We start from the raw sequence: 22,115 nt of genomic DNA, 5'->3' as shown, positions 1-22,115 counted from the left end.
TGCTGCATGATTGTTATACAATTGTCATAGTATAGAAGGCGGCTTCCCGGGCCGCAGCAGAGAGTAGTTTGAACAAATGGAGGTAACCCCTATGGCTCGTTTTACCCTTCCCCGCGATCTGTACCACGGCAAAGGCGCTCTGGAAGCGCTGAAGTCCTTCACCGGCAAAAAGGCCATCGTCTGCGTCGGCGGCGGCTCCATGAAGCGGTTCGGCTTTCTGGACCGCGCCGTGGCTTACCTGAAGGAAGCCGGCATGGAAGTGGAGCTGTTCGAGGGCATTGAACCCGATCCTTCCGTGGAAACGGTCATGCGCGGTGCCGAAGCCATGCTGAAGTTTGAGCCGGACTGGATCATCGCCATGGGCGGCGGCTCCCCCATCGACGCGGCCAAGGCCATGTGGATCAAGTACGAATACCCGGACATCACCTTTGAGGAGATGTGCAAGGTGTTCGGCATCCCGCCGCTGCGCCGCAAGGCACACTTCTGTGCCATCTCCTCCACCTCCGGCACTGCTACCGAGGTGACCGCCTTCTCCATCATCACCGACTACCAGAAGGGCATCAAGTACCCCATTGCAGACTTTGAGATCACCCCGGACGTGGCTATCGTTGATCCTGACCTTGCCGAGACCATGCCCAAGAAGCTGGTGGCCCACACCGGCATGGACGCCATGACCCACGCCATCGAGGCTTACGTTTCCACTGCACACTGCGACTACACCGACCCGCTGGCCATCTTTGCCATCCGCATGATCCAGGGCGATCTGGTGGACAGCTACAACGGCGATATGTCCAAGCGCGATTCCATGCACAACGCCCAGTGCCTTGCCGGTATGGCTTTCTCCAACGCACTGCTGGGCATCGTGCACTCCATGGCTCACAAGACCGGCGCGGCCTTTGCAGACTACGGCGCACACATCATCCACGGTGCAGCCAACGCCATGTATCTGCCCAAGGTCATTGCCTTCAACGCAAAGGACCCCGAGGCCAAGAAGCGCTACGGCGTCATCGCCGACGAGATGAAGCTGGGCGGCACCACCGACGACGAGAAGGTGAAGCTGCTCATCGAGTACCTGCGCGGTATGAACGACGCGCTGAACATCCCCCACTGCATCCAGCACTACGGCCCGGACTCCTACCCCGCCGAGCAGGGCTTTGTGCCGGAGGAAGTGTTCCTGGAGCGTCTGCCCGAGATCGCCAAAAACGCCATTGCCGATGCCTGCACCGGCTCGAACCCGCGCCAGCCCAGCCAGGAGGAAATGGAAAAGCTGCTGAAGTGCTGCTACTACGACACCGAGGTGGACTTCTGAGCCTGACGGCGTAACGGTATAAGCCTCCCATTCCGGCTGCTGTTTTCTCACTTTGAGAGACAGCAGCCGTTTTTTGTTTTGGAGCAGGTTCACCCCCGCTCCCCTGCGGGGAGCTGCCGCCGCAGCGGCTGAGGGGCCTATCAATCGGAGAAGCGCGAAAAATGCTTTTAGCGAAGCGGCTAGCATTTTTCCGCTTCGACTTCTGCCTTGGGGTCTGAAAGGGGCGTGCAGCCCCTTTCTCGTTGCGGGGTGGGTGGAGTCCAGAGGTAGGGAGGGGGGAGTCGAAACACCCCTCCCTGCCTCTGGCCCAGCGGAGCGTCCCGGCGCACTTTCAAAAAGACATTCACTTTCCCCGCGCAAAGCACTTTACACAACGAAAAACGCCCCGAAGCGTTTCCGCTTCGAGGCGTTTGAGCTGGAGCTGCTATCCAGATTCGAACTGGAGACCTCATCCTTACCAAGGATGCGCTCTACCAACTGAGCTATAGCAGCACAATCACAGCTCAATTATAATACCACAACTTTTGCTGTTTTGCAAGTGTTTTTTGCAAAATAGTTTGCGTCTTTCGCAAAAAGTCGGTTTTTACGCAAAAACCGCCCGGCCGTTTTCCACAGCCGGGCGGTCTGCTTGTTCAAAACTCTGCCGTCATCACTCGATCAGGCCGTTCAGCAGCGACAGGCACTTGCGGCTGTGCAGCTTGCGGATGGCCTTGGCCTCGATCTGGCGCACGCGCTCACGGGTGACGCCGAAGTCGCGGCCCACTTCCTCCAGCGTGCGGGGGCGGCCGTCATCCAGGCCGAAGCGCAGACGGATGACCTTCTCCTCACGGGGGGTCAGGCTCTTGAGGGCCAGATTGATCTGCTGGGCCACCATGGCGCGGTCGGCCGCCTTGCCGGGGGCCTCGGCGTTCTCGTCGGCGACGAAATCACCCAGGGAGGAATCCTCCTCCTCGCCCACAGGGCTCTCCAGGCTGGCGGGTTCCTGGGCCATGCGCTGGATCTCGCGCACGCGCTCCACACTCATATCCATGGCCTTTGCCAGTTCTTCCGGGGTGGGCTCGTGGCCGTTCTGGTACACCAGCTGGTTGGTGGCCTGACGCATACGGTTGATGGTCTCCACCATATGCACCGGGATGCGGATGGTGCGGGCCTGATCCGCGATGGCGCGGGTGATGGCCTGACGGATCCACCAGGTGGCGTAGGTGGAGAAGCGGAAGCCGCGGTCACAGTCAAACTTTTCAGCAGCCTTGATCAGGCCGATGTTGCCCTCCTGGATCAGGTCGAGGAACGCCAGATTGTGGCCCACATGCTTCTTGGCAATGGACACCACCAGGCGCAGGTTCGCCTCGCTCAGGCTGCGGCGGGCATTCAGGCCGTCGCGGCGGGTCTTGAGCAGCTCCTCGCGCTTTTCGTCGCTCAAGGGGCCGTTCTCCACGGCCTCCATGGCTTCTTCCTCAGCGGCCTTTTCCTCGGCGTCTTCGGCGGACTTTTCGCTGCCTTCCTCGTCAAGGTCCTCGGTGTAGCTGCGGCTGTTCTCGTCTTCCTCAAACGAGAAGCGTGCGCTGTTCTTCTTGATGTACTCAGCCCCGCCGTACTTCTGGCGGTCTGCCTGCAGGATGTGGGCAGCCTCGGCACCGGCATGGATGCGGCGGCTCAGCTCCACCTCCTGCTCCGCGCTCAGCAGCGGGATCTGGCCGATCTGCTTGAGGTAGTTCTTCACGGGGTCGTCCAGCAGCTCGTCCATGGCGGCCTTCAGGTCCGCCGGGTTCTCCTCGCTCTGTTCTTCCTCGTTCTCCTCGCTCAGGCCCAGATCGTCGTTGTTGTTCTCGGCGTTCTCCACCTCAGCCATGATGCTCTCCACATCCAGGCTGGGCTCGGCATCTTCTTCCAGCACCTTGATCCCGCGTTCTTCCAGAAGGGTATAGAGCGTTTCCTCGTCCATTCTGCACTGTACAGCCAGCGCCTTGGCCTCCTTGGCCGAAATGGTGCCTTCGCCTTTCGTCAACAGTTCCTTTAAAGTCATGCCCATTTTGCTCTCTCCTTCTTGCTCCGGGGATGGAAATCCTGTAATAAATCGTTCCTGCGCATCAGATCACAAGTCCCCCGTTCACACCGAACACCTGTCCGGTGATGTAACCGGCGTCCTCGCTTGCCAGGAACACCAGCAGCCGTGCCACCTCGTCCGCGCTGCCGAGACGCCCCACGGGGGTCTCCTCGGCCAGCGCCGCCTTATCCTCGGCGGTGAATGCTGCCATCATATCGGTATCAATGACCCCGGGTGCCACGCAGTTCACCGTGATGCCGCTGGGGCCTTCTTCTTTTGCCAGTGCCTTCGTCAGGCCGATGAGGCCCGCCTTTGCCGCCGAATAGTGCACCTCGCAGCTGCCGCCGGTCTGGCCCCACATGCTGCTCACGGTCAGGATGCGGCCCGCCTTGCGGCGGATCATGCCCGGCAGCACCAGCTGGCACAGGTGGAACGCGCCGGACAGGTTCACATCCAGCATCCGCTGCCACTCGGCGGGGGTGATATCGGTGAACAGCTTCTGCTGGGCAATGCCCGCATTGCTCACCAGCACATCCACCCGGCCCAGAGCCTGCTCCACGGTGCGGAAGGCCAGCTCACAACTGGGGCGGGATGCCACATCGCACTGCACGGCCACAACGCCCGGCAGCTCTTTTTCCAGCGCTGCGGCAGCGTCGGCGTTGCTGTGGTACAGCACCGCCACCCGGTAGCCTGCGTGGTAGAACCGGCGGGCCGCCGCCGCGCCGATGCCCCGGTCACCGCCGGAGATCAGCACGCACCGGCCGCCCTGCGCCGGGCGCTCGGCCTGCGGCAGCTTCTGGGCGGGCCGCAGTGCGGCGGGCCGGGCCGGTTCCGCCTTCGGCTCCGGCTGCTTTTCCAGCACCATGACCCGGGTGGGCTCATCCGCAATGGGCGGCACCGCAGCTGCCGGTTTTGCCGGTGCAGGCTGCGGCACGACTGGTTCCTGCGCGGCCGGTTCCTCGCTCTGCAGATCAAAGGTCAGTTCAAATTCGTCTTCGTACAAGAGTCGTATCCTCCTGTCGTGTTCTCTGCCGTGCACACGGTGCACCGGCAGGAGGTGCTTTTTCGCCCCCACAGCCTGCCGCCTGCGTCCTTTTCTTCTCCGGTCAAAGTCCGGTGCTCGGCGCGGCGGGCGGGCGCTCAAGATGGGTTTCGACAAAACACCATTAAATAATATAGCACAATTTGCCGAAAAAAGAAAGTGGAAGCTGCCCACTTTTTCACGCAGCTTCCACTTTTTTACGGTTTCTTCACATTCTCGGCCGGCGGCACAGGCGGTTTCCACTTCGGGCGGGCCGCAAGGCGGGCCCGCAGGTCCCTGAAAAACGCCTGCAGCAGCTCCCCGGCCTCCTCGGCGCGCAGGCCCTTTTCCACTTTCGGGTGGTGGTTGAAGGGCATGGCAAACAGGTCGGTCACGCTGCCGCAGCAGCCTGCCTTTGCGTCCGCCGCGCCGTACACCACCCGCCGGATGCGGCTGTTGAGGATGGCCCCGGCGCACATGGGGCAGGGCTCCAGCGTGACGAACAGCTCACACTCCCACAGCCGCCAGCCACCCAGCTTTTTGCAGGCCGCATCGATGGCCAGAAGCTCTGCATGGTGCAGGGCGTTTTTCTCGGTCTCCCGGGTGTTGTGGGCGGCCGACACCACTTCGCCCCTGCGGGCCACCACGGCCCCCACCGGCACCTCGCCCAGAGCGGCGGCCTTGCGGGCCTCCTCCAGTGCAAGGCCCATCAGTTCAAAATCGGTCATGGGTTCCCTCTCTATCCTGCTGCAAAGACCAGCAGATTATTCAATGTATGCAAAAGCATCCCCGGCCATACTTTGCCGGTGCGTTCCCGCAGCGCGCCCAGCGCAAGGCCGCACACCAGCGCATAGGCCATGCCCGCCGGGGTGCCGTGCTGCACAGCGAACAGCACGGCCTGCAGCAGCACTGCCTGCCAGCGGCCCAGCGGCTTTGCCAGACCCTGGATGGCCCCGCGGAACACCAGTTCCTCCGCGATGGGCGCGGCGGCACAGTGGTGCAAAAACGACAGGAGCCGTTCCGGCAGCAGGGCCGGGACGGGCAGCAGCGCCAGCAGTTTGCCGCCCAGCAGATACCCCACCGCACAGCCAAAGGCCGCCAGCAGGGCATTCCGCTTCGTGGTTTTTGTGTTCTGCTCCATGGCCCCGCCCTCCTTCCATGTATGGTCCTGCTCTCTATCTTACCACAGCCGACGGCCCGGGCGCAAGGATTCTGCGCTGGGACGAAGCAATTTTGGCTCAAACAATTGACATTTCCCCCTTGGTTCTGGTATAATGCTTTCCGACGTTTTGATGAAAATCGTCGGTTAATATGTGTTTCACCGGAAAACCGGAGGTATTTTATGATCCGCATTCTCACCGATTCTGCGTCCGACATCCTGCCCGCCGAGGCCGAACAGCTGGGCGTGACCGTCATCCCGCTGAATGTCACGCTGGAGGACGGCACCGTTCTGCGGGACGGCATCGACATGACCCCCAGCGAATACTACGCACAACTGGCTTCCTGCCGCAAACTGCCCACCACCAGCCAGCCCAGCCCGGAACTGTTCGAAAAGTTCTATCTGGAAGCCGCAGCCGCCGGGGACGAAGTGCTTGGCATCTTCCTGTCCCATGAGCTGTCCGGCACCTGGCAGTGCGCCAAGCTGGCCGCCGACCTCGCCAATGTGGACAATGTGCTGTTCGTGAACAGCGCCAATGTCTGCCTGGGCGAAGCGCTGCTGGTGCGTCTGGCCGTGCATCTGCGGGACGCCGGCAAGACGCTGGTGCAGATCGCCACCGATCTGGAGCACGCCAAAGAGCACCTGCACCTTGTGGCTGCCATCGACGACCTGAAGTATCTGCGCAAGGGCGGCCGCCTGCCCGCCGCCGTGGCCGTGGCCGGCGGCATGCTGGGCATCAAGCCGCTCATCACCATCAAGGACGGCAAGGTGGCCATGGCGGGCAAAGCCCGGGGTCTGCCCGGCGCCTATGTGGCCCTGTTCAAAAAGATCGACGAGCTGGGCGGCGTCCACCCGGACTTTGAAGCCGTGGCCGGTTATTCGACTGGCCTGCGGGAGGTGCAGCCCATCGAGAACTACTTCCGGGACAACCTGCACATGGATGCCCCGCTGGTGCAGCAGATCGGCTGCGTCATCGGCACCCATGCGGGCCCGGGTGCGTTTGGTCTGGCGTTTTTTGACAAAGGATTGGACCTTTAAGCAAAAAGGACTGCTGTACAGTGTACAGCAGTCCTTTTTTTTTTTTTACAGCCACAATTTCCCCTCACACGCCAGCACCTGATCCAAAATCATGCGCGAAACTTTTGCGCCGTACACCATGGCCGGGTGTTCGTTGTACTCGATGATATCGTGGAATTCCTTGTTCATCAGCACGATGACGTACTCGCCGTAGGGCGTGTGGACAATGCCGCCGTCGTTGCGGCAGGCGTTCATGCTGCCGCTCTTGCTGGCTACCCAGATCAGCTCCGGCGCACCGGTCTCCTCGCAGTCGAGATAATACTGCGGGAAGTCGTGGGTCAGCATGGTGTTGTAGTGCTGCTGGCGCAGGATGGCCAGCATCTCGGCGCTGGCCTGCGCGCTGACCAGCGTGCCCTTTGCGATGCGGGCAAACAGGGCGGCGTAGTCCCGCGGCGTGGTGGTACCCAGTTTGCGGTAGCGGTCGAAGTGGAGCGGGTTGTGCAGCACGGTGTGGGCAAAGCCCAACTCCCGGATGCAGGCGTTGATGGCATCCAGCCCCAGGTAGTCGATGAGCATGTTGGTCGCAATGTTATCGGAGCAGATGATCATCATGGTGGCGGTGTCTTTTACCCGGAGCTTTGCGCCCACGCCCAGCGCCCGCAGCATGCCGCTGCCGTCCACGAACTGGCTCTGCTCATATTCAATTTCTTCGCTGAGGTCCGCTTTGCCCCGCTGCACTTGCAGGTACAATGCCGCCAGAAGAAAGGCCTTGATGGTGGATGCCGTCTCAAATTCTTCGTCCGCGCCCACCTCAACGGTATGGCCCTGCAGGTCGTCCACGAACACGCTCATCTTGCCCTGATAGCAGTACAGCTCCGCTTCGATGCGCTTTTCCAGCGTCATGTTATTCTCCATAATGGCATATTCTCCGTTGTTATTACAAATTCTGTTCAAAAAAGCGCCGGGCGTTAAGGGAATAGACGCCTTCTACCTCGTCCTCGGTGAAGCCCTCTTTGCGCAGAGCGTCGGCCAGCAGGGGCAGGCAGGCTGCATTTTCCAGCTGATGGGCACCGTCGATGCCGTCAAAGTCGCTGCCAAGGGCGATCATCTGCGCACCGCCCACCTGCTTGTAGTGGGCCGCATGCTTTGCGATGCGCTCCACCGTGCTGCGGCAGCTCTCCGGGTGGGTGGGGTCGGCGTCCAGGAAGGGTGCGTAGTAGTTCAGGCCCGCAATGCCGCCTTTTTCGGAAAGGGCACGGATCATTTCATCGGTCAGGTTGCGGGTGTGGGGTGCCAGCGCCCGGCAGTTGGAGTGGCTGGCCGCAAAGGGCCGGGTGCCGTGCTCCACGATATCCCAGAAGCCCTTATCCGAAAGGTGGCTCACGTCCACGATCATGTGCATCCGCTCCATCTCGGCCAGAAATTCAAATCCGGTCCCGGTCAGGCCCTTTTCGGTCTGGGGCACCAGCACGCCGCCGGGGTTCAGCTGGGGTGCGGCCAGCTCGTTTTCGTGGTTCCAGGTCAGGGTCATCATGCGCACACCCAGCTCGTACATGCGGCGCAGCACGCCAAGGCTCCCCTTGCAGCAGGCACCTTCTTCGATGGTGAGCATGCCGCTGATCTTCCCGGCCTCGGCGTTTTTGCGGATATCTGCGGCTGTGTACACCGGGGCGATCTTGTCCGGGTACGCCGCCATGATGCGCTTGAACTGGTCGATCTCCTCCAGCGCTGTCACCAGCGGGTCGGCCCCGGGCGTCTGGTCTCCCAGATTCACAAACGCCGCAAAGCATTGCAGCATGTAATCGCCTTGCTGTAATTTTTCAAGGTCAATATGCAGATCGTTATGGGCAAAGCTCTTAGGCTGGCCCGCCTTTTCGGCTTTGCGCAGCTCACTGAGGGTATCACAGTGCAGATCCCAGACTTTCATCGCTTTCTCCCCTTTATTCTTCCTGCAGCAGCTGCAGCAGTTCTTCCGGCTTCATGGACAGGATAGCTCCATCCGCCGAGCCGGCGACCGTCTCAGCAAGGTCCTGCTTTGCCTGCTGCAGCTCCACGATCTTTTCTTCAATGGTGTCCTGCGCAATGAGCTTATACACCTGCACCGGGTTGCGCTGGCCGATGCGGTAGGCGCGGTCGGTGGCCTGATTCTGCGCGGCCACGTTCCACCACGGGTCGTAGTGGATGACGATATCCGCCGCCGTCAGGTTCAGGCCGGTGCCGCCGGCCCGCAGTGAGATGAGGAACACATCCGCTTCGCCGCCGTTGAACCGGCGCACAAGCTCCGCACGCACCGGCTTTGGGGTGGAGCCCTGCAGGGTGAAGTGGCTCACGCCCGCTTCGTCCAGCCGCTTTGCCAGCAGGTCCAGCATGGAGGTGAACTGGCTGAACAGCAGGATGCGGTGGCCGCCCTCCACGGCAGCCGTCACCAGCTCCATGCAGGCGTCCAGCTTGGCGCTGCCGCCCTCCCAGTTGTCGGCCACAAGGCGCGGGTCGCAGCAGATCTCCCGCAGGCGCATGAGCACAGCGAACACCGCCATCTTGTCTTCAGGCTTGGCGGCGCGCAGCTTTTCCCGCGCGTCCACCACAGCGGCAAGGTAGAGCTTGCGCTGCTGCTCGTCCAGCTCGATGCGGTGGAGATTCTCGGTTTTGGGCGGCAGCTCTTTCAAAACTTCCGACTTCATGCGCCGCAGGATGAACGGGCCGGTGAGCTGGTTCAAACGGCGCAGTGCGTCTTTGTCGTCCTCCTGCACGATGGGCTTTTCGAACCGGGCGCAGAAGGTCTTGTAGGGCGGCAGATAGCCCGGCATCAGGAAGGAGAAAATGCTCCACAGTTCGCCCAAGCGGTTCTCCACCGGGGTGCCGGTGAGGGCAAAGCGCACCTTGCTGTTCACCCCGCAGACGGCCTTGTACTTCTGGGTAGTGTGGTTCTTGATGGCCTGGGCTTCGTCCAGAATGCAGGCATAGAACGCCTGCCCGCTGTAAAGTTCTTCGTCCCGGCGCATCAGGTCATAGCTGGTCACCACAAGGTCGGCATCCGCCCACTGCTTTGCCAGTTCTGCCCGGTGGGCGGCGTCACCGTCCACGGCCACGCAGGTGAGCTGCGGGGTGAACTTGCGGCATTCCTCCTGCCAGTTGAGCACCAGTGACGCCGGGCAGACGATGAGGCTGGGCAGGCGCTGCCCGTTCTCCTTCATGGCCAGCAGGTAGCTCAGCACCTGCACCGTCTTGCCGAGGCCCATGTCATCGGCAAGGATGCCGCCCATGCCGTAGCCGTCCAGCGTGCGCAGCCAGCGGTAGCCGTCCCGCTGGTACTTGCGCAGGACATTGTGCAGGCTTTCCGGCGGGGTGTACTCGCTGTCCTTCACGGCGTGGAAGCTGCGGCTGATGCGTCGGAAGGCATCGTCGCGGTTGAAGCGCAGGCCGTTCTGGCCCGAAAGCGCCCAGTCCAAGCTGGGTGCCCGGTAGAGCGGCAGTTCGGCGTGGCCGTTTTTCAGCTTGGCACCGGAAAGCTCCAGCGTGTCGTTCAGCTCGTCCAGCCCTTCCAGACTGTCGTCCAGCCGCAGAAGGCTGCCGTCCCGCAGGCGGTGGTAGCGCTTTTTCTGGTGCAGGGAGCGCAGCAGGTCCTTCAGCTCACTCACCGGGAACTCGCCGGTGTCCACTTCCAGGTCCAACACGCTGCCGTGCACCGACACGCCCACCGTGATGCGCGGCGGCGCGGCCTGCAGATTGCGAAAAGCATCGGTCAGGTACACTTCACCCTCGGCCAGCAATGCCGGGACGCCTTCTTCCAGCAGGCGGTAGATATCGTCCTCGTCGGCGGTGCCGTACACATCCTCATTGCCGCCGACGCCGGTCTGCAGATAAGAAGCCAGCAGCCGTTTTGCGCGGCTCTCGGCACGCACGTCCCGCAAAAGGCCTGCCGGGGCCGGGGCAAAGGGCGTGACCTGGTCTTCGCCGTACAAAAATTCGGCGTGGGCCTCCACCCGGAAGGCGTCCGGCGCGTCCAGATAGAACTGCACCACCGGTTCCAGCGGGATCTGGTTCAACAGCAGGCGTTCCGGGTCCACGATGTTGAGCTTGTTGCCCAGCTCCGGCAGCACATAGCTGCAGAAGGCCGTGGCGTCAGCACTGGTGAAGAACAGGCTTTTGCCGCCCAGTGCCTGCAATGCAGGCAGCAGACGGGTGCAGCCGGGCCGCTGCATCCGCCAGAGGGTCGTCTCGCTGAACAGGTAATCGTAGTCAAGGCCCTGCACGCTGGCAAGCGCCGGGCTGCCCTCCACCTGCACGCCGCCGCGGCGGCGCTCCACGGTGAGGGTGATGGTGGGCAGGCCTTCCCGCAGTTCGTACCCGCCCAGAAGGCCGGTGTGCTCGTACTGTTGCACAAGGGCATCAAAAATCTCGCCGGTCAGGATCGTGCCGCCCGCCGGGCCCTGCTCGGCCCCGCCGTACACCCGCACGGCGGCCTTGTCCATGCTCTGTCTGGCGCTCACCAGACGGCGCAGCAGCTGCAGAAGGGCGCGGGATTCCTCGTCAAAGGCGTCCCACCGGTGCACGAAGGCCAACGCCTTGCCGTAGCTGATGCTGCGGCCATGCTCGATATTTTCCAAAAGATCCGGGATGCTTTTGACCACATACTGCCGCCCGCCGTCTGAGATGCGCAGACGCAGCCAGGGCTGTGCACCGGGCACCAGGGTCAGTTCCGGTTCCAGATGGGCAAACCCGGTGCGCTGGGTGTTCTCGTCCACACCGAGGTTCTCAAGGGCAGCTTCTTTATAGGTATCCAGCAGCCGCCGGGCCTCGTAGTCGGTGGTGGGTGCGTCGCCGTGCCACTTGCGGCCGAACAGCATTTCCAGCCCGGAGGCATAGCTGTCCTTCCGGGACGGCTCTGCATTCAGGCCCGCTGCGCCGCGGGTAACGCCCGGGATGGCGTCCGGCTTGTTTTGCACAGGAGCCGGAGCCGGGGCGTTTTGTTCGGCATCTTCCAGCAGCAGCGCACCGATGTGCTTGCAGTAGGTGCCCTCGCCGTTTTCATTGTAAGGGCAGTTGCAGGACGCACTGACAAAGCTGCCGTTCTCCCGCAGCCATGCCTGTGTGTAGTAATAGCTGCCGCCCTTGCCCTGCACCACGGCCGAAAGGTGGCGCACGCCGTCCTCGTTGACGGTGCAGGTGCTTTGCTGGATGCGCTTGCGGTACTTTTTGGCCCGCTCAAAAATATTCTCGCCCAAAAGCGTGCGGATCTCGTCTGCATCCATGGCTGTTCCCTCCCGGTCTGGCTGTGAAAACCTTCTTATCTTATAAGCATACCGCACCCGCGCCCCGGATGCAAGAGCAATCTGCAGCTCATTTGGGCGCAAAAAAATCCCGCCTCTCGAAAGAAGCGGGATCCTCTTTGATCTTGTGATCTTGAAAATGAGCGGGTCACTCGGCAGGCTTTGCCAGCTCGGCGTCGGTCTCAATGGCGCGGGCACGGATCTTTTCCAGCGTCTGCTCGCTGAGGATGTGCTCTGCCTTGCAGGCGTCCTCGGCGGCGGTCTTTTCGTCCACGCCCAGCTGCATGAAGAAGTGGGTCAGCAGGCGGTGGCGGCCATAGATGCGCTCTGCGATCTCGCGGCCCGGGTCCAGCAGGGTCAGGTTGCCCTCGCCGTCCACCGCGATATAGCCGTTCTCGCGCAGCTTCTTCATGGCAATGCTGACGCTGGCCTTGGTAAAGCCCAGCTCATTGACCACGTCGATGGAGCGCACTTTGCCCATACGCTGACTCAGCATCAGGATCGTTTCAAGATAATCTTCTGCGGATTGGTGGATCTGCATGGTTTTTGCCTCCTGTCTGTGCCGGGATGCAAAGCACCACGGTTTCATATGATACAGGATATCACACTTTTTGCCGTTGTGCAAGCAATTCGCAGGAAGTTTGTTAAAACAAACCAATTTTCTTCTGCACAAATCTGCTGTTTTGCCGGTTTTTATCCGGTTGCGTTTTGTGCAAAGGCCATAAATTATTTGCTTTCCAGATACGCCGCCGGGCCGGACTGGTACAGATCGCCGCCGTGGGCGTCCAGAATGACCGTGAGCGGCATGTCCTGCACAGTCAGGCGGCGCACGGCTTCGCAGCCGAGGTCCGGCCAGGCGATGACTTCCAGCGTCTCGACGCTTTTGGCCATCAGGGCACCGGCACCGCCCAGCGCGGCCAGATACACCGCGCCGTTGCGCACGACCGCCGCCTTCACGGCGTCATCGCGCTTGCCCTTGCCGATCATGATCTTGTTGCCCAGGTCTAAAAGGCGGGGGCTCATGGCGTCCATGCGGCCGCTGGTGGTGGGGCCCGCCGAGCCGATCACCTCACCCGGGCGCTCCGGCGTAGGGCCGACGTAGTAGATGGCGCTGCCGGTCAGGTCGAAGGGCAGTTTTTCACCTTTATCCAGTGCTTCGATCATCCGCTTGTGGGCCTGGTCGCGGGCAGTGTACACCACACCGGACAGCAGCACCGTGTCGCCCGCCTTGAGCGGGGCCAGGTCCGCAGCCGTGCAGGGCGTTGTCAATTTATATTCCATTGTTGCCCCTCCTTACAGTTCCGCGCTGGCGCGGCGGGTGACGTGGCAGGAAACATTCACCGCCGCAGGCAGGCCCGCCACATGGGTGGGCATCTGCTCAATCGCAAGGCCCAGACAGGTGGTCTTGCCGCCAAAGCCCTGCGGGCCGATGCCCAGTTCATTGATGGCACTGAGCAGCTCCTGCTCAAGGGCAGCATAATACGGGTCCGGGTTCGGCACGTCCAGCGGGCGCAGCAGAGCTTTTTTGGCCAGATACGCCACCTTATCAAAGCTGCCGCCCACGCCGATGCCCAGCACGATGGGCGGGCAGGGGTTGGAGCCGGCCTGCTTCACGACATCCAGCACGAACTTTTTAAAGCCCTCCACGCCGTCGGCGGGCTTGAGCATTTTGATTTGGCTCATGTTCTCGCTGCCAAAGCCTTTCGGGGCCACCGTGATGCGGCAGGCGTCGCCGTCCACCAGATGCACCGTGATGGCTGCCGGGGTGTTGTCGCCGGTGTTGCCCCGGCGCAGCGGGTCCGCCACGATGCTCTTGCGCAGGTAGCCATCGGTGTAGCCCCGGCGCACGCCCTCGTGGATGGCGGCTTCAAAGCTGCCGTCAATGTGCACATCGGTGCCCAGTTCCACGAACACGCAGGCCATGCCGGTATCCTGACAGATGGGCAGGTCTTGCTCTTTGGCGGCGGAGAGGTTCGACCAAAGCAGGTCAAGGGTATTCTTTGCCAGCGGCCAGGGTTCTTCCTGCCGGGCCTTGTCCAGCGCATTCTGCACGTCCTGCGGCAGGCGGGTGTTGGCCTCAATGCAAAGGCGTGCCACAGTGTTGGTGATTTCCTGTGCGGAAATGGTTCTCATAAGCGCTTCCTCCGCTTACAGGCGGGCCACGCCGGTCTCGCGGGCAGCCTTTGCCACGGCGTTTGCCACGGCTTCGGCCACGCGGGGGTCAAAGGCGCCGGGGATGATGTTCTCCTCGCTGCGGTCGTCGTCGGTGATGAGGTCGGCGATGGCGTAGGCGGCGGCCAGCTTCATCTGGTCGTTGATGTCGCGGGCGCGGACGCTCAATGCGCCCTTGAACAGGCCCGGGAAGCATAGCACGTTGTTGACCTGATTCGGGAAGTCGCTGCGGCCGGTGGCCATCACGCGCACACCGCCTGCCTTGGCTTCGTCCGGCATGATCTCCGGGGTGGGGTTTGCCATGGCAAAGACGATGGCGTCCTTATTCATGGTCTTGCACAGCTCGGTGGTCAGGATGCCGGGTTTGGACACGCCGATGAACACGTCGGCGCCCTCGATGGCTTCCTTCAGGCCGCCCTTGATCTGGCGGGGGTTGGTCACTTCGCCCAGCCAGTTCTTATGGGCCTCGGCGCTGTTGCAGCCCTTGTACAGGGTACCGAACTGGTCCACGGCAATGATATCCTTTGCACCGGCGGTCATGAGCATCTTGATGATGGCGGTACCGGCGGCACCGGGGCCGTTCAGCACGATGTGCACATCCTCCATCTTCTTGCCCACCACGCGCAGGGCGTTGATGAGGGCAGCGGTGACGACGATGGCGGTGCCATGCTGGTCATCGTGGAACACGGGGATGTCCAGTTCCCGCTCCAGCGTCTCCTCGATCTCAAAGCACTCCGGGCTCTTGATATCTTCCAGATTGATGCCGCCGAAGGTGGGCGCGATGGCCTTGCAGGCCGCGATGACGCTGGCTGCGTCATGGGCGTCGATGCAGATGGGGAAGGCGTCCACGCCGCCGAACTCCTTGAACAGCACGGCCTTGCCTTCCATCACGGGCAGACCGGCTTCCGGGCCGATATCGCCCAGGCCCAGCACAGCGGTGCCGTTGGAGACCACGGCCACCATGTTGCCCTTGAAGGTGTACTTATACACATCGTCGGGGTTCGCCTTGATCTTGCGGCAGGGCTCGGCCACGCCGGGGGTGTAGGCGGTGGACAGGTCGTCGCGGGTCTTGACCTCCACCTTGCTGGTGATGCCCACCTTGCCCTTGTGGGTCTCGTGCATTTCCAGGGCTGCTTTATTGTAATCCATTGTGTTGTCCTCCAATTCCACAAAAAGCCTTCCCCCTCGGGAAAGACTCTCCCCGGCTGGGGAGAGATGCCGCGTAAGCGGCAAAGAGGGGGACGGGTGCTGAACGAAGTGAAGCGGATGAGGGGAATGTCCCAATTGCTTTCGTTCCCCAAGAGCGAATACGGAAGATAACTTCCCCTCATCCGTCATTGCTGACGCAATGCCCCCTTCCCCCAAAGGGGAAGGCTTACATAGTTTTATTGTAACAGAACCGCCGGGGCATTTCCACCGGTTTCGACGCTTTTGCAGCACAAAACCGGGCAAAAGTGATACAAAGCCGCCGCAGGATTTGTGGAAATTTTGCAAAGAGCTTTCTTTTTGCCGCTCGAGCGTTTATAATGGAACGGTATCATTTGCTTTTCCGGCCCTTTGCGGGCCGCTGCAACAGGAGGTTATTCGTTTGAACAGCACCACTCGCAAGATCCTTTGCATCCTGTGCGCCATTGCGGCGGCAGCGTGCGTTATTCTCGCCTGCTTTACCCTGAGCAAAAAGAAGCAGACCACCGAGGAAGCCGCATCTTCGGCCGCAGCCGCAGTCTCGCGCTTCGGCTCTGTGGCCGACTTTGACTACGAGAACTTCAACTACAGCGACGATCTGGATGAGAACGGCCGCTGGACGGCCATCCAGAACACGGCAGACTACATCACCCTGCCCGCCGACTACAACGCCATTTCCATCAACGAGGCCGACCTGACCCCCGCTGAGGACGATATCCAGTTCCAGATCTCCACCCTGCTCAGCCGCTACGCCACCACCCAGGAAGTCACCGGCCGTGCCGCCCAGAGCGGCGACATTGCCAACATTGATTACTCCGGCACGGTGGACGGCGTGGCCTTTACCGGCGGCACCGCCGAGGGCTATGACCTGACCCTGGGCAGCGGCAGCTTCATCGACGGCTTTGAAGACCAGATCATCGGCCACAACGTGGGCGACACCTTTGATGTGACCGTCACCTTCCCGGATGGCTACGGCGACTCCACCGACGCCGAGGGCAACACCATTACCCTCAGCGGCAAAGAGGCCGTGTTCAGCGTGACCCTGAACGCCCTGTCCGTGAGCGTCACCCCGGAGCTGACCGACGAATGGGTGGACTCCAACTTTGGCACCACCGACGGCCTGCACACCGCCGACGACCTGCACAGCTACTTTAGCAGTGCGCTGTATGCCGACAACTACGAGAACGCCATCGTGGACTACCTGATGGAGAACTCCGAGTTCAAGGCCCTGCCTTCCGTCCTGACCAGCTACTACATCCGCATGTTCCTGAGCTACTACAACCAGTATGCTTCCCGCTACGGCATGGACCTCGACGCCTTTGCCCAGACCCAAGGCTACACCGACGCCGACGCCATGCTGGCCGCTTCGGACTCCTACTTTGAGCATCTGGCAAAGCAGGACCTGATCTTCCAGGCCGTGGCCGATGCCGAGAACATCACCCCCACCCAGGAGCAGATCGACGCTGCCGACGCCGAGTACGCCGACACCTACGGCCAGAACCGCGCCCGCCTGAACGCGCTGCAGTCCTGCGTGCTGGACTGGCTGGAAGACCACGCTACTGTGTCCTGAAAAACAATTTAGAATAGCCGACGCGTACGCTTTGGCTATTTTAGCGGAAATATTTTTATAAATTTTGAGAACCAGAAAATCTGCGGATTTTCTGGTTCTCATTTTTCACAGCAGGGGTCAGAACCTTTGGATGCTGCTTTTCTTTACTGTTTCTTCTTCCCGCCGTTCCCCTTCCAGAGCAGCCAGGCGTAAAGATAATCCATCCCCAGGATAGCGATGCACCACAGCACCGTGAACGACAGGATGGCCGCCAGCGGGTTGAGCAGGTGGTGGTAGAGCATGGAGCTGGTGCAGAGCATGATGTACCAGCCGTTGCCGTCCTCATACATGGGCCCCAACACGAAGATGACCGTGAGCAATGTCATGGTCAGGCAGCAGGCGGCAATGTACTTGAGGGTGCGCAGTCAGCGGGGCAGCTCTTTGCCCGTAAAGATACACACCAGCTGTGCCGCCGCCACCAGCGCGCAGACGCAGGCCGCAAAGATGTTGGAGTCCTCGATGTAAAAGAGGAACATCTGCTCTTTGCCCCAGTCCCAGCTCATGGGCAGGGCAATGGGCTCTGCGCACACGATGAACAGGTTCAAAGCGATGGAGAGCACGCGGCGGGCAGTGTCAGCGAATTTTTTCATGATATCTTTCCTATTACAAAACCCTCTCCGCCAATGCCTTTCGGCATTGCCAGCTTCTCCGAAAGGGGGGAGGCCTTCGCCAAACCGAGAATTTCATCTCAGTGCTGAAGCCTCGCCCCTCGGGAAAGGTGGCAGCGCGCAAGCGCTGACGGAGAGGGTTCTTTTTACTTTGCGGTGTTGATGAAGCTGCGGTTATCCCACAGGTACTTGATGCCGGAGATAGCGGTGACGGCAGCCACCAGCCAGCACAGCACGATGGAAATGCTCAGCACGATGATCTGCCGGGCGGCCTGCTCCACGCCGGTGGCCGACATGGTGGCAAAGGACAGACCAAAGAAATAGAAGATGATGCTCAGCATCTGCAGTACGGTCTTCACCTTGCCCCACATGTTGGCAGCGATGACCTTGCCGTCCTTGGCACCGGCGGCAATCATGCGCAGGCCGGACACTGCGAACTCGCGGGCCAGGATGATGCACAGCACCACCGGGCTGCACACGCCGTCCCGCATCATGTAGATGAAGGCAACGGTGGTGAGCAGCTTGTCGGCCAGCGGATCGGCAAACTTGCCGAAGTCGGTCACCATGTGCCACTTGCGGGCCAGATGGCCGTCCAGAAAATCGGTGAAGCTGGCGATGGCAAAAATGATGCCCGCGATCAGGTAATACACCGGCTGGAAGGTGCCGTCTGCGCTGCCGCTCACCGTGGTGAGGGAGACGAAGATCATGAACACCGGCACCAGAATGATGCGGGTCAGGGTGAGTTTATTGGGTAGATTCATACAGATTCCTCCAATTCGTTATTTTGCGACAGTACCATACAGATCGTAGAGGTCGCTGTCGTCCACCAGCACATCGTAGAACTGGCCGGGGTACAGCGGTTCCTCGCTGGAAACACACACGTTGCCGTCCACCTCGGGCGCATCGCCCATGGTGCGGCACAGGTACAGGCCGCTCTCCTCGTCGATGCCGTCACAGAGCACGCGGACGGTCTGGCCCACCTTGTCGGCCTGCTTCTGGGCCATGATGCCGGTCTGGATCTGCATGATGAGCTCGGCGCGCTTGTCCTTGACTTCCTGCTCGATCTGGCCGTCCATCTTGGCAGCCACGGTGTTCTCCTCAGCAGAATAAGCAAAGCAGCCCAGACGGTCGAACTGCACTTCCTTGACGAAGTTGCACAGGTCCTCGAACTGCTCCTCGGTCTCGCCGGGGAAGCCCGCGATCAGGGTGGTGCGCAGAGTGATGCCCGGGATCTCGCAGCGCAGCTTGCCGATGACGTCCAGCAGCTCGGCGCGGTTGGAGCGGCGGTTCATGTTCTTGAGGATGGTGTCGTTGCAGTGCTGGATGGGCAGGTCGAGATAGGGCACCACCTTGTCGTTGCGCTTCATGGCGGCGATAAAGTCGTCGGTGATGCGCTCAGGGTAGGCGTACATGATGCGGATCCATTCCAGACCCTGAATTTTGTTCAGCTTGTCCAGCAGCTCGCAGATGCTGCCGGGCTTGCCCCAGTCCTCGCCGTAGGCGGTGGGGTCCTGGGCCACAACGATGAGCTCCTTGACGCCCTCACCGGCCAGCCAGCGGGCCTCGGCCACGCAGTCGGCCATGTCGCGGCTGTGCAGCGGGCCGCGGATAGCGGGGATGGCGCAGTAGTGGCAGCGGTTGTTGCAGCCCTCGGCGATCTTTAAGTACGCATAGTGGGCAGGCGTGCCGATGACGCGCTTGCCGCCCAGCGGGAAGTCCTTCTTCGCGCCGTAGCTTTCCAGATGGTCCTCGCCGTGGAACAGGCGGGCCACGATGGTATCAATGGCCTTGTTGGAGGCGCAGCCCACCACAGCGTCCACCTCGGGGATCTCCTCCTCGATCTGGCTGCGGTAGCGCTCGGCCAGACAGCCGGTGACGATGACCTTCAGGTCCGGGTTCTGCTGCTTGTAAGAGCAGGCTTCGAGGATGTTCTCGATGGCCTCGGTCTTGGCACTCTCGATGAAGCCACAGGTGTTGACAAGGATGACATCGGCTTCGGCCAGGTCGGCCACGGTCTCGTGACCGGCGGACAGCAGGATGTGCACCATCACGTCCAGATCGACCTGATTCTTCGGGCAGCCGAGGGAAATACACGCAATTTTCATAGGGGATAATACTCTCTTTCTCTTTTGAGGGTTGCTTTTGACTATTTAAAATGGCCTCCGCTTGCGCTCTGGCCATATTCAGCGGAACTGTTCTTTTTATATTTCGCGTTTGTCGTGCCCTGCGGGGCACTCCAAACGCATTTTCACGAAAGGGGCTGCAGCGGTAAACGGCATCTGCTGTCGCTGGCTCCCTGCGGGAGCATCGCGTCAGCGGAGAGAACGGGCAGCACTCCGGGGCGCACCCCCTCTCAGATGCTTTGCAACGCCAGCTGTTCCCCTTCTGGCCCTTCGTGCCACCTCCCCCGGCCGGGGGAGTCTGTCCCGAAGGGGGCTTTCGCCCTCTCAGTCAAACCCTTCGGGTTTGCCAGCTCTCCCGAAGGGAGAGCCAAGACCGTGGAGGAAATGTTTCTTGATACTCTTTTGAAAGGGTGCCAAGGGCGTAATGGGAGTGCTTCTTGCCTCTCCCTTTGAAAGACTTCCCCCGGTCGGGGGAAGATGTCGCGCAGCGACAAAAAGGGGACAAGGTGTCACCGAAGGTGACGGAGAGGGCGCCCCCGCTCCCCTGCGGGGAGCTGCCGCCGCAGCGGCTGAGGGGCCTTCAAATCGGAGAAGCGCGAAAAATGCGTTTAGCGAAGCGGCTAGCATTTTTCCGCTTCGACTTCTCCTTTGGGGTTGAAAGGGGCGAGCAGCCACTTTCTCGTTGCGGGGTGGGTGGAGTCCAGAGGCAGGGAGGGGGGAGTCGAAACACCCCTCCCTACCTCTGGCCCAGCGGAGCGTCCCCAGCGGAGCGTCCCCAGCGGAGCGTCCCCAGCGGAGCGTCCCCAGCGGAGCGTCCCCAGCGGAGCGTCCCTAACAGAACGTCATTCTTCCTCCGCCCTGCGGATCGCTTCCTTCACCACCGCATACGCGAACCCGCGCCGCTGCAGTGCCGCCACCACAAGGTCGCGGCGGCCTGCCGCCAGCTTGTTTTTGTAGCGGCTGCGCACCAGCGCGGCGGCGGCCTCCAGCTCCGGGCTTTCGCCGTCCTCGTCCGGGGCGTAGACGCTTTCCAGCGCCTGCTCGATCTGCTGGGCGTTCAGGCCCTTCTGGCGCAGGTTCTGGGCGGCGGCGCGGCGGCTCTTGCGGGCCGCCAGCAGACTGTGGGCTTTGGCTTCGGCATAGCGGTCATCGTTGACGTAGTCCAGCTCCACCATTTCGGCCACGGCTTCGGCGGCAGCCTGCTCGGTGAAGCGGACGCACAGCCGCTCGTACAGCTGGCCGCTGGTCATCTCCCGGGCCGCAAGGGCGTCCAGCGCCCGGGCGCGGGCCTTGGCCGGGTCGGCACACTTTTCCGGCTCCTCTCCGTCCCGGCGCGGGCGGTAATTTTTCCGGTAAAAGGACATTTAGTCCTCCACCATGATGTCCAGCTCGCTCTCGCTGCTGCGGGCAGGGGCCTTGACCACCGGCTCCTTGGCGTCCTGTGCGGGTGCCTCGGCCTTTTCGTCGGCGGGCGCAGCAGCGGCCTTGCCTGCCGGGCGGCGGGAAGCATACAGCTTGTCGGCGTTGGCGCGGATCTGGCCCTCGATGTCGTTGGCGATCTCGGGGTTATCCTTCAGGAACTGCTTGGAGTTGTCGCGGCCCTGGCCCAGGCGGATGTCGCCATAGTTGAACCACGCACCGCTTTTCTGCACGATGCCCAGCTTGACGCCCAGGTCCAGCAGTTCGCCCACCTTGGAGATGCCTTCGCCGAACATGATGTCGAACTCGGCCTCACGGAACGGCGGGGCCACCTTGTTCTTGACGATCTTGGCACGGGTGTGGTTGCCGATGAACTGGCCGGAGGAATCCTTCAGGCCTTCCACGCGGCGGATGTCGATACGCACCGAGGAATAATACTTCAGGGCGCGGCCGCCGGTGGTGACCTCCGGGCTGCCGTAGACGACGCCCACCTTCTCGCGCAGCTGGTTGATGAAGATGCAGACCGTGTTGGTCTTGCCGATGACGGAAGTCAGCTTGCGCATGGCCTGGCTCATCAGACGGGCCTGCAGGCCCACGTGGCTCTCGCCCATCTCACCCTCGATCTCGGCACGGGGCACCATGGCAGCCACCGAGTCCACGACGATGGCGTCGATGGCACCGGAGCGCACCAGTGCTTCGCAGATCTCCATGGCCTGCTCACCGGTGTCCGGCTGGCTGACCAACAGGTTATTGATGTCCACGCCCAGTGCTTCGGCATAGACGGGGTCCAGCGCGTGCTCCACGTCGATGAAGGCCACTTCGCCGCCTTTCTTCTGGGCCTCGGCCAGAACGTGCAGCGCCAGCGTGGTCTTACCGCTGGACTCCGGGCCGTACACCTCCACGATGCGCCCACGGGGCACACCGCCCACGCCCAGCGCCATATCCAGGCCCAGGCTGCCGGTGGAGATGGAATCCACCTGCATGGCGGCGTTGTCGCCCAGCTTCATGACGGCACCCTTGCCGAACTGCTTTTCGATCTGGGCCAGGGCGGTGGCCAGAGCGTCCTTCTTGGCTTCCGCGCCGGTCTTTTTGGTTGCCGGGGCGACAGTGTTCTGATTTTTTGCCATAGCGTGCTGCTCCTTTATGCTTTTTGCCCACAGAAAACGGGCTGTGTTTTAC

Annotated in this window: 20 protein-coding genes and 1 tRNA gene; 3 read left to right on the top strand and 18 right to left on the bottom strand. The window is 61.7% G+C overall.

Features of this window, described 5'->3' with window-relative positions:
• Positions 1-91: 91 nt before the first annotated feature.
• A complete protein-coding gene (locus tag CGS49_RS05590) occupies positions 92-1,309 on the top strand; it encodes an iron-containing alcohol dehydrogenase (RefSeq protein ID WP_097800898.1) in 1,218 nt (405 codons plus the stop codon).
• Between the two features lie 416 nt (positions 1,310-1,725).
• Here CGS49_RS05590 and CGS49_RS05585 read toward each other — a convergent pair.
• The 5 genes from CGS49_RS05585 to CGS49_RS05565 all read right to left on the bottom strand — a co-directional run bounded on the left by CGS49_RS05585 (position 1,726) and on the right by CGS49_RS05565 (position 5,515).
• Positions 1,726-1,801: transfer RNA gene (locus CGS49_RS05585), tRNA-Thr, on the bottom strand.
• A gap of 157 nt (positions 1,802-1,958) precedes the next feature.
• Positions 1,959-3,338 carry a sigma-70 family RNA polymerase sigma factor gene (locus CGS49_RS05580; RefSeq protein ID WP_097800897.1) on the bottom strand — a complete coding sequence of 460 codons (1,380 nt, stop codon included), beginning with the start codon at positions 3,336-3,338 and terminating at the stop codon, positions 1,959-1,961.
• Between the two features lie 58 nt (positions 3,339-3,396).
• Positions 3,397-4,356, bottom strand: a complete 960-nt coding sequence (gene ymfI / locus CGS49_RS05575; RefSeq protein ID WP_242975387.1) for an elongation factor P 5-aminopentanone reductase — start codon at positions 4,354-4,356, stop codon at positions 3,397-3,399.
• 236 nt (positions 4,357-4,592) lie between these two features.
• The gene (locus CGS49_RS05570) at positions 4,593-5,102 is read right to left on the bottom strand and encodes a nucleoside deaminase (RefSeq protein ID WP_097800896.1); all 510 of its coding nucleotides are present in this window, start codon (positions 5,100-5,102) and stop codon (positions 4,593-4,595) included.
• An 11-nt stretch (positions 5,103-5,113) separates the two neighbouring features.
• Positions 5,114-5,515, bottom strand: a complete 402-nt coding sequence (locus CGS49_RS05565; protein WP_097800895.1) for a CPBP family intramembrane glutamic endopeptidase — start codon at positions 5,513-5,515, stop codon at positions 5,114-5,116.
• A 201-nt stretch (positions 5,516-5,716) separates the two neighbouring features.
• Here CGS49_RS05565 and CGS49_RS05560 point away from each other — a divergent pair, with 201 nt between their 5' ends.
• Positions 5,717-6,571, top strand: coding sequence for a DegV family protein (locus CGS49_RS05560; protein WP_097800894.1), 855 nt, complete (start codon positions 5,717-5,719; stop codon positions 6,569-6,571).
• Positions 6,572-6,616: 45 nt separating this feature from the next.
• Here CGS49_RS05560 and CGS49_RS05555 read toward each other — a convergent pair whose 3' ends face one another.
• The 7 genes from CGS49_RS05555 to CGS49_RS05525 all read right to left on the bottom strand — a co-directional run bounded on the left by CGS49_RS05555 (position 6,617) and on the right by CGS49_RS05525 (position 15,141).
• Entirely contained in the window at positions 6,617-7,465 is an 849-nt protein-coding gene (locus CGS49_RS05555) for a serine hydrolase (RefSeq protein ID WP_097800893.1), read from the bottom strand.
• 22 nt (positions 7,466-7,487) lie between these two features.
• On the bottom strand, positions 7,488-8,477 hold the full coding sequence (locus CGS49_RS05550) for a dipeptidase (protein ID WP_097800892.1): 990 nt from the start codon (positions 8,475-8,477) through the stop codon (positions 7,488-7,490).
• Between the two features lie 13 nt (positions 8,478-8,490).
• Positions 8,491-11,802 (bottom strand): DEAD/DEAH box helicase, encoded by a 3,312-nt coding sequence (locus CGS49_RS05545; protein ID WP_097800891.1) that lies wholly within the window; start codon positions 11,800-11,802, stop codon positions 8,491-8,493.
• Positions 11,803-11,968: 166 nt separating this feature from the next.
• Entirely contained in the window at positions 11,969-12,361 is a 393-nt protein-coding gene (locus CGS49_RS05540; RefSeq protein WP_097800890.1) for a metal-dependent transcriptional regulator, read from the bottom strand.
• 185 nt (positions 12,362-12,546) lie between these two features.
• Positions 12,547-13,101 (bottom strand): Fe-S-containing hydro-lyase, encoded by a 555-nt coding sequence (locus CGS49_RS05535; RefSeq protein WP_097800889.1) that lies wholly within the window; start codon positions 13,099-13,101, stop codon positions 12,547-12,549.
• A 12-nt stretch (positions 13,102-13,113) separates the two neighbouring features.
• A complete protein-coding gene (locus CGS49_RS05530) occupies positions 13,114-13,953 on the bottom strand; it encodes a fumarate hydratase (RefSeq protein ID WP_097800888.1) in 840 nt (279 codons plus the stop codon).
• A 15-nt stretch (positions 13,954-13,968) separates the two neighbouring features.
• Entirely contained in the window at positions 13,969-15,141 is a 1,173-nt protein-coding gene (locus CGS49_RS05525; RefSeq protein ID WP_097800887.1) for an NAD(P)-dependent malic enzyme, read from the bottom strand.
• Positions 15,142-15,580: 439 nt separating this feature from the next.
• Here CGS49_RS05525 and tig point away from each other — a divergent pair, with 439 nt between their 5' ends.
• On the top strand, positions 15,581-16,747 hold the full coding sequence (tig, locus tag CGS49_RS05520; protein WP_242975386.1) for a trigger factor: 1,167 nt from the start codon (positions 15,581-15,583) through the stop codon (positions 16,745-16,747).
• 143 nt (positions 16,748-16,890) lie between these two features.
• Here the strand turns inward: tig and CGS49_RS14440 are convergent, their stop codons facing one another.
• The 6 genes from CGS49_RS14440 to recA all read right to left on the bottom strand — a co-directional run bounded on the left by CGS49_RS14440 (position 16,891) and on the right by recA (position 22,063).
• Positions 16,891-17,112: a hypothetical protein gene (locus CGS49_RS14440; RefSeq protein WP_242975385.1), complete on the bottom strand. Its 222-nt coding sequence runs from the start codon at positions 17,110-17,112 to the stop codon at positions 16,891-16,893.
• Between the two features lie 39 nt (positions 17,113-17,151).
• Positions 17,152-17,376, bottom strand: coding sequence for a hypothetical protein (locus CGS49_RS14435; protein WP_242975384.1), 225 nt, complete (start codon positions 17,374-17,376; stop codon positions 17,152-17,154).
• 164 nt (positions 17,377-17,540) lie between these two features.
• A complete protein-coding gene (gene pgsA / locus CGS49_RS05510; protein WP_097800885.1) occupies positions 17,541-18,155 on the bottom strand; it encodes a CDP-diacylglycerol--glycerol-3-phosphate 3-phosphatidyltransferase in 615 nt (204 codons plus the stop codon).
• A gap of 18 nt (positions 18,156-18,173) precedes the next feature.
• Positions 18,174-19,499: a 30S ribosomal protein S12 methylthiotransferase RimO gene (gene rimO, locus CGS49_RS05505; RefSeq protein WP_097800884.1), complete on the bottom strand. Its 1,326-nt coding sequence runs from the start codon at positions 19,497-19,499 to the stop codon at positions 18,174-18,176.
• 860 nt (positions 19,500-20,359) lie between these two features.
• The gene (locus CGS49_RS05500; RefSeq protein WP_097800883.1) at positions 20,360-20,881 is read right to left on the bottom strand and encodes a RecX family transcriptional regulator; all 522 of its coding nucleotides are present in this window, start codon (positions 20,879-20,881) and stop codon (positions 20,360-20,362) included.
• Positions 20,882-22,063 (bottom strand): recombinase RecA, encoded by a 1,182-nt coding sequence (gene recA, locus CGS49_RS05495; RefSeq protein ID WP_097800882.1) that lies wholly within the window; start codon positions 22,061-22,063, stop codon positions 20,882-20,884. It lies immediately after the preceding gene.
• Positions 22,064-22,115: the final 52 nt, after the last annotated feature.

This window comes from Faecalibacterium langellae (assembly GCF_002549775.1).
Taxonomy (GTDB): Bacteria; Bacillota; Clostridia; order Oscillospirales; family Ruminococcaceae; genus Faecalibacterium; species Faecalibacterium langellae.
This window is presented reverse-complemented; position numbering and strand designations above follow the sequence as displayed.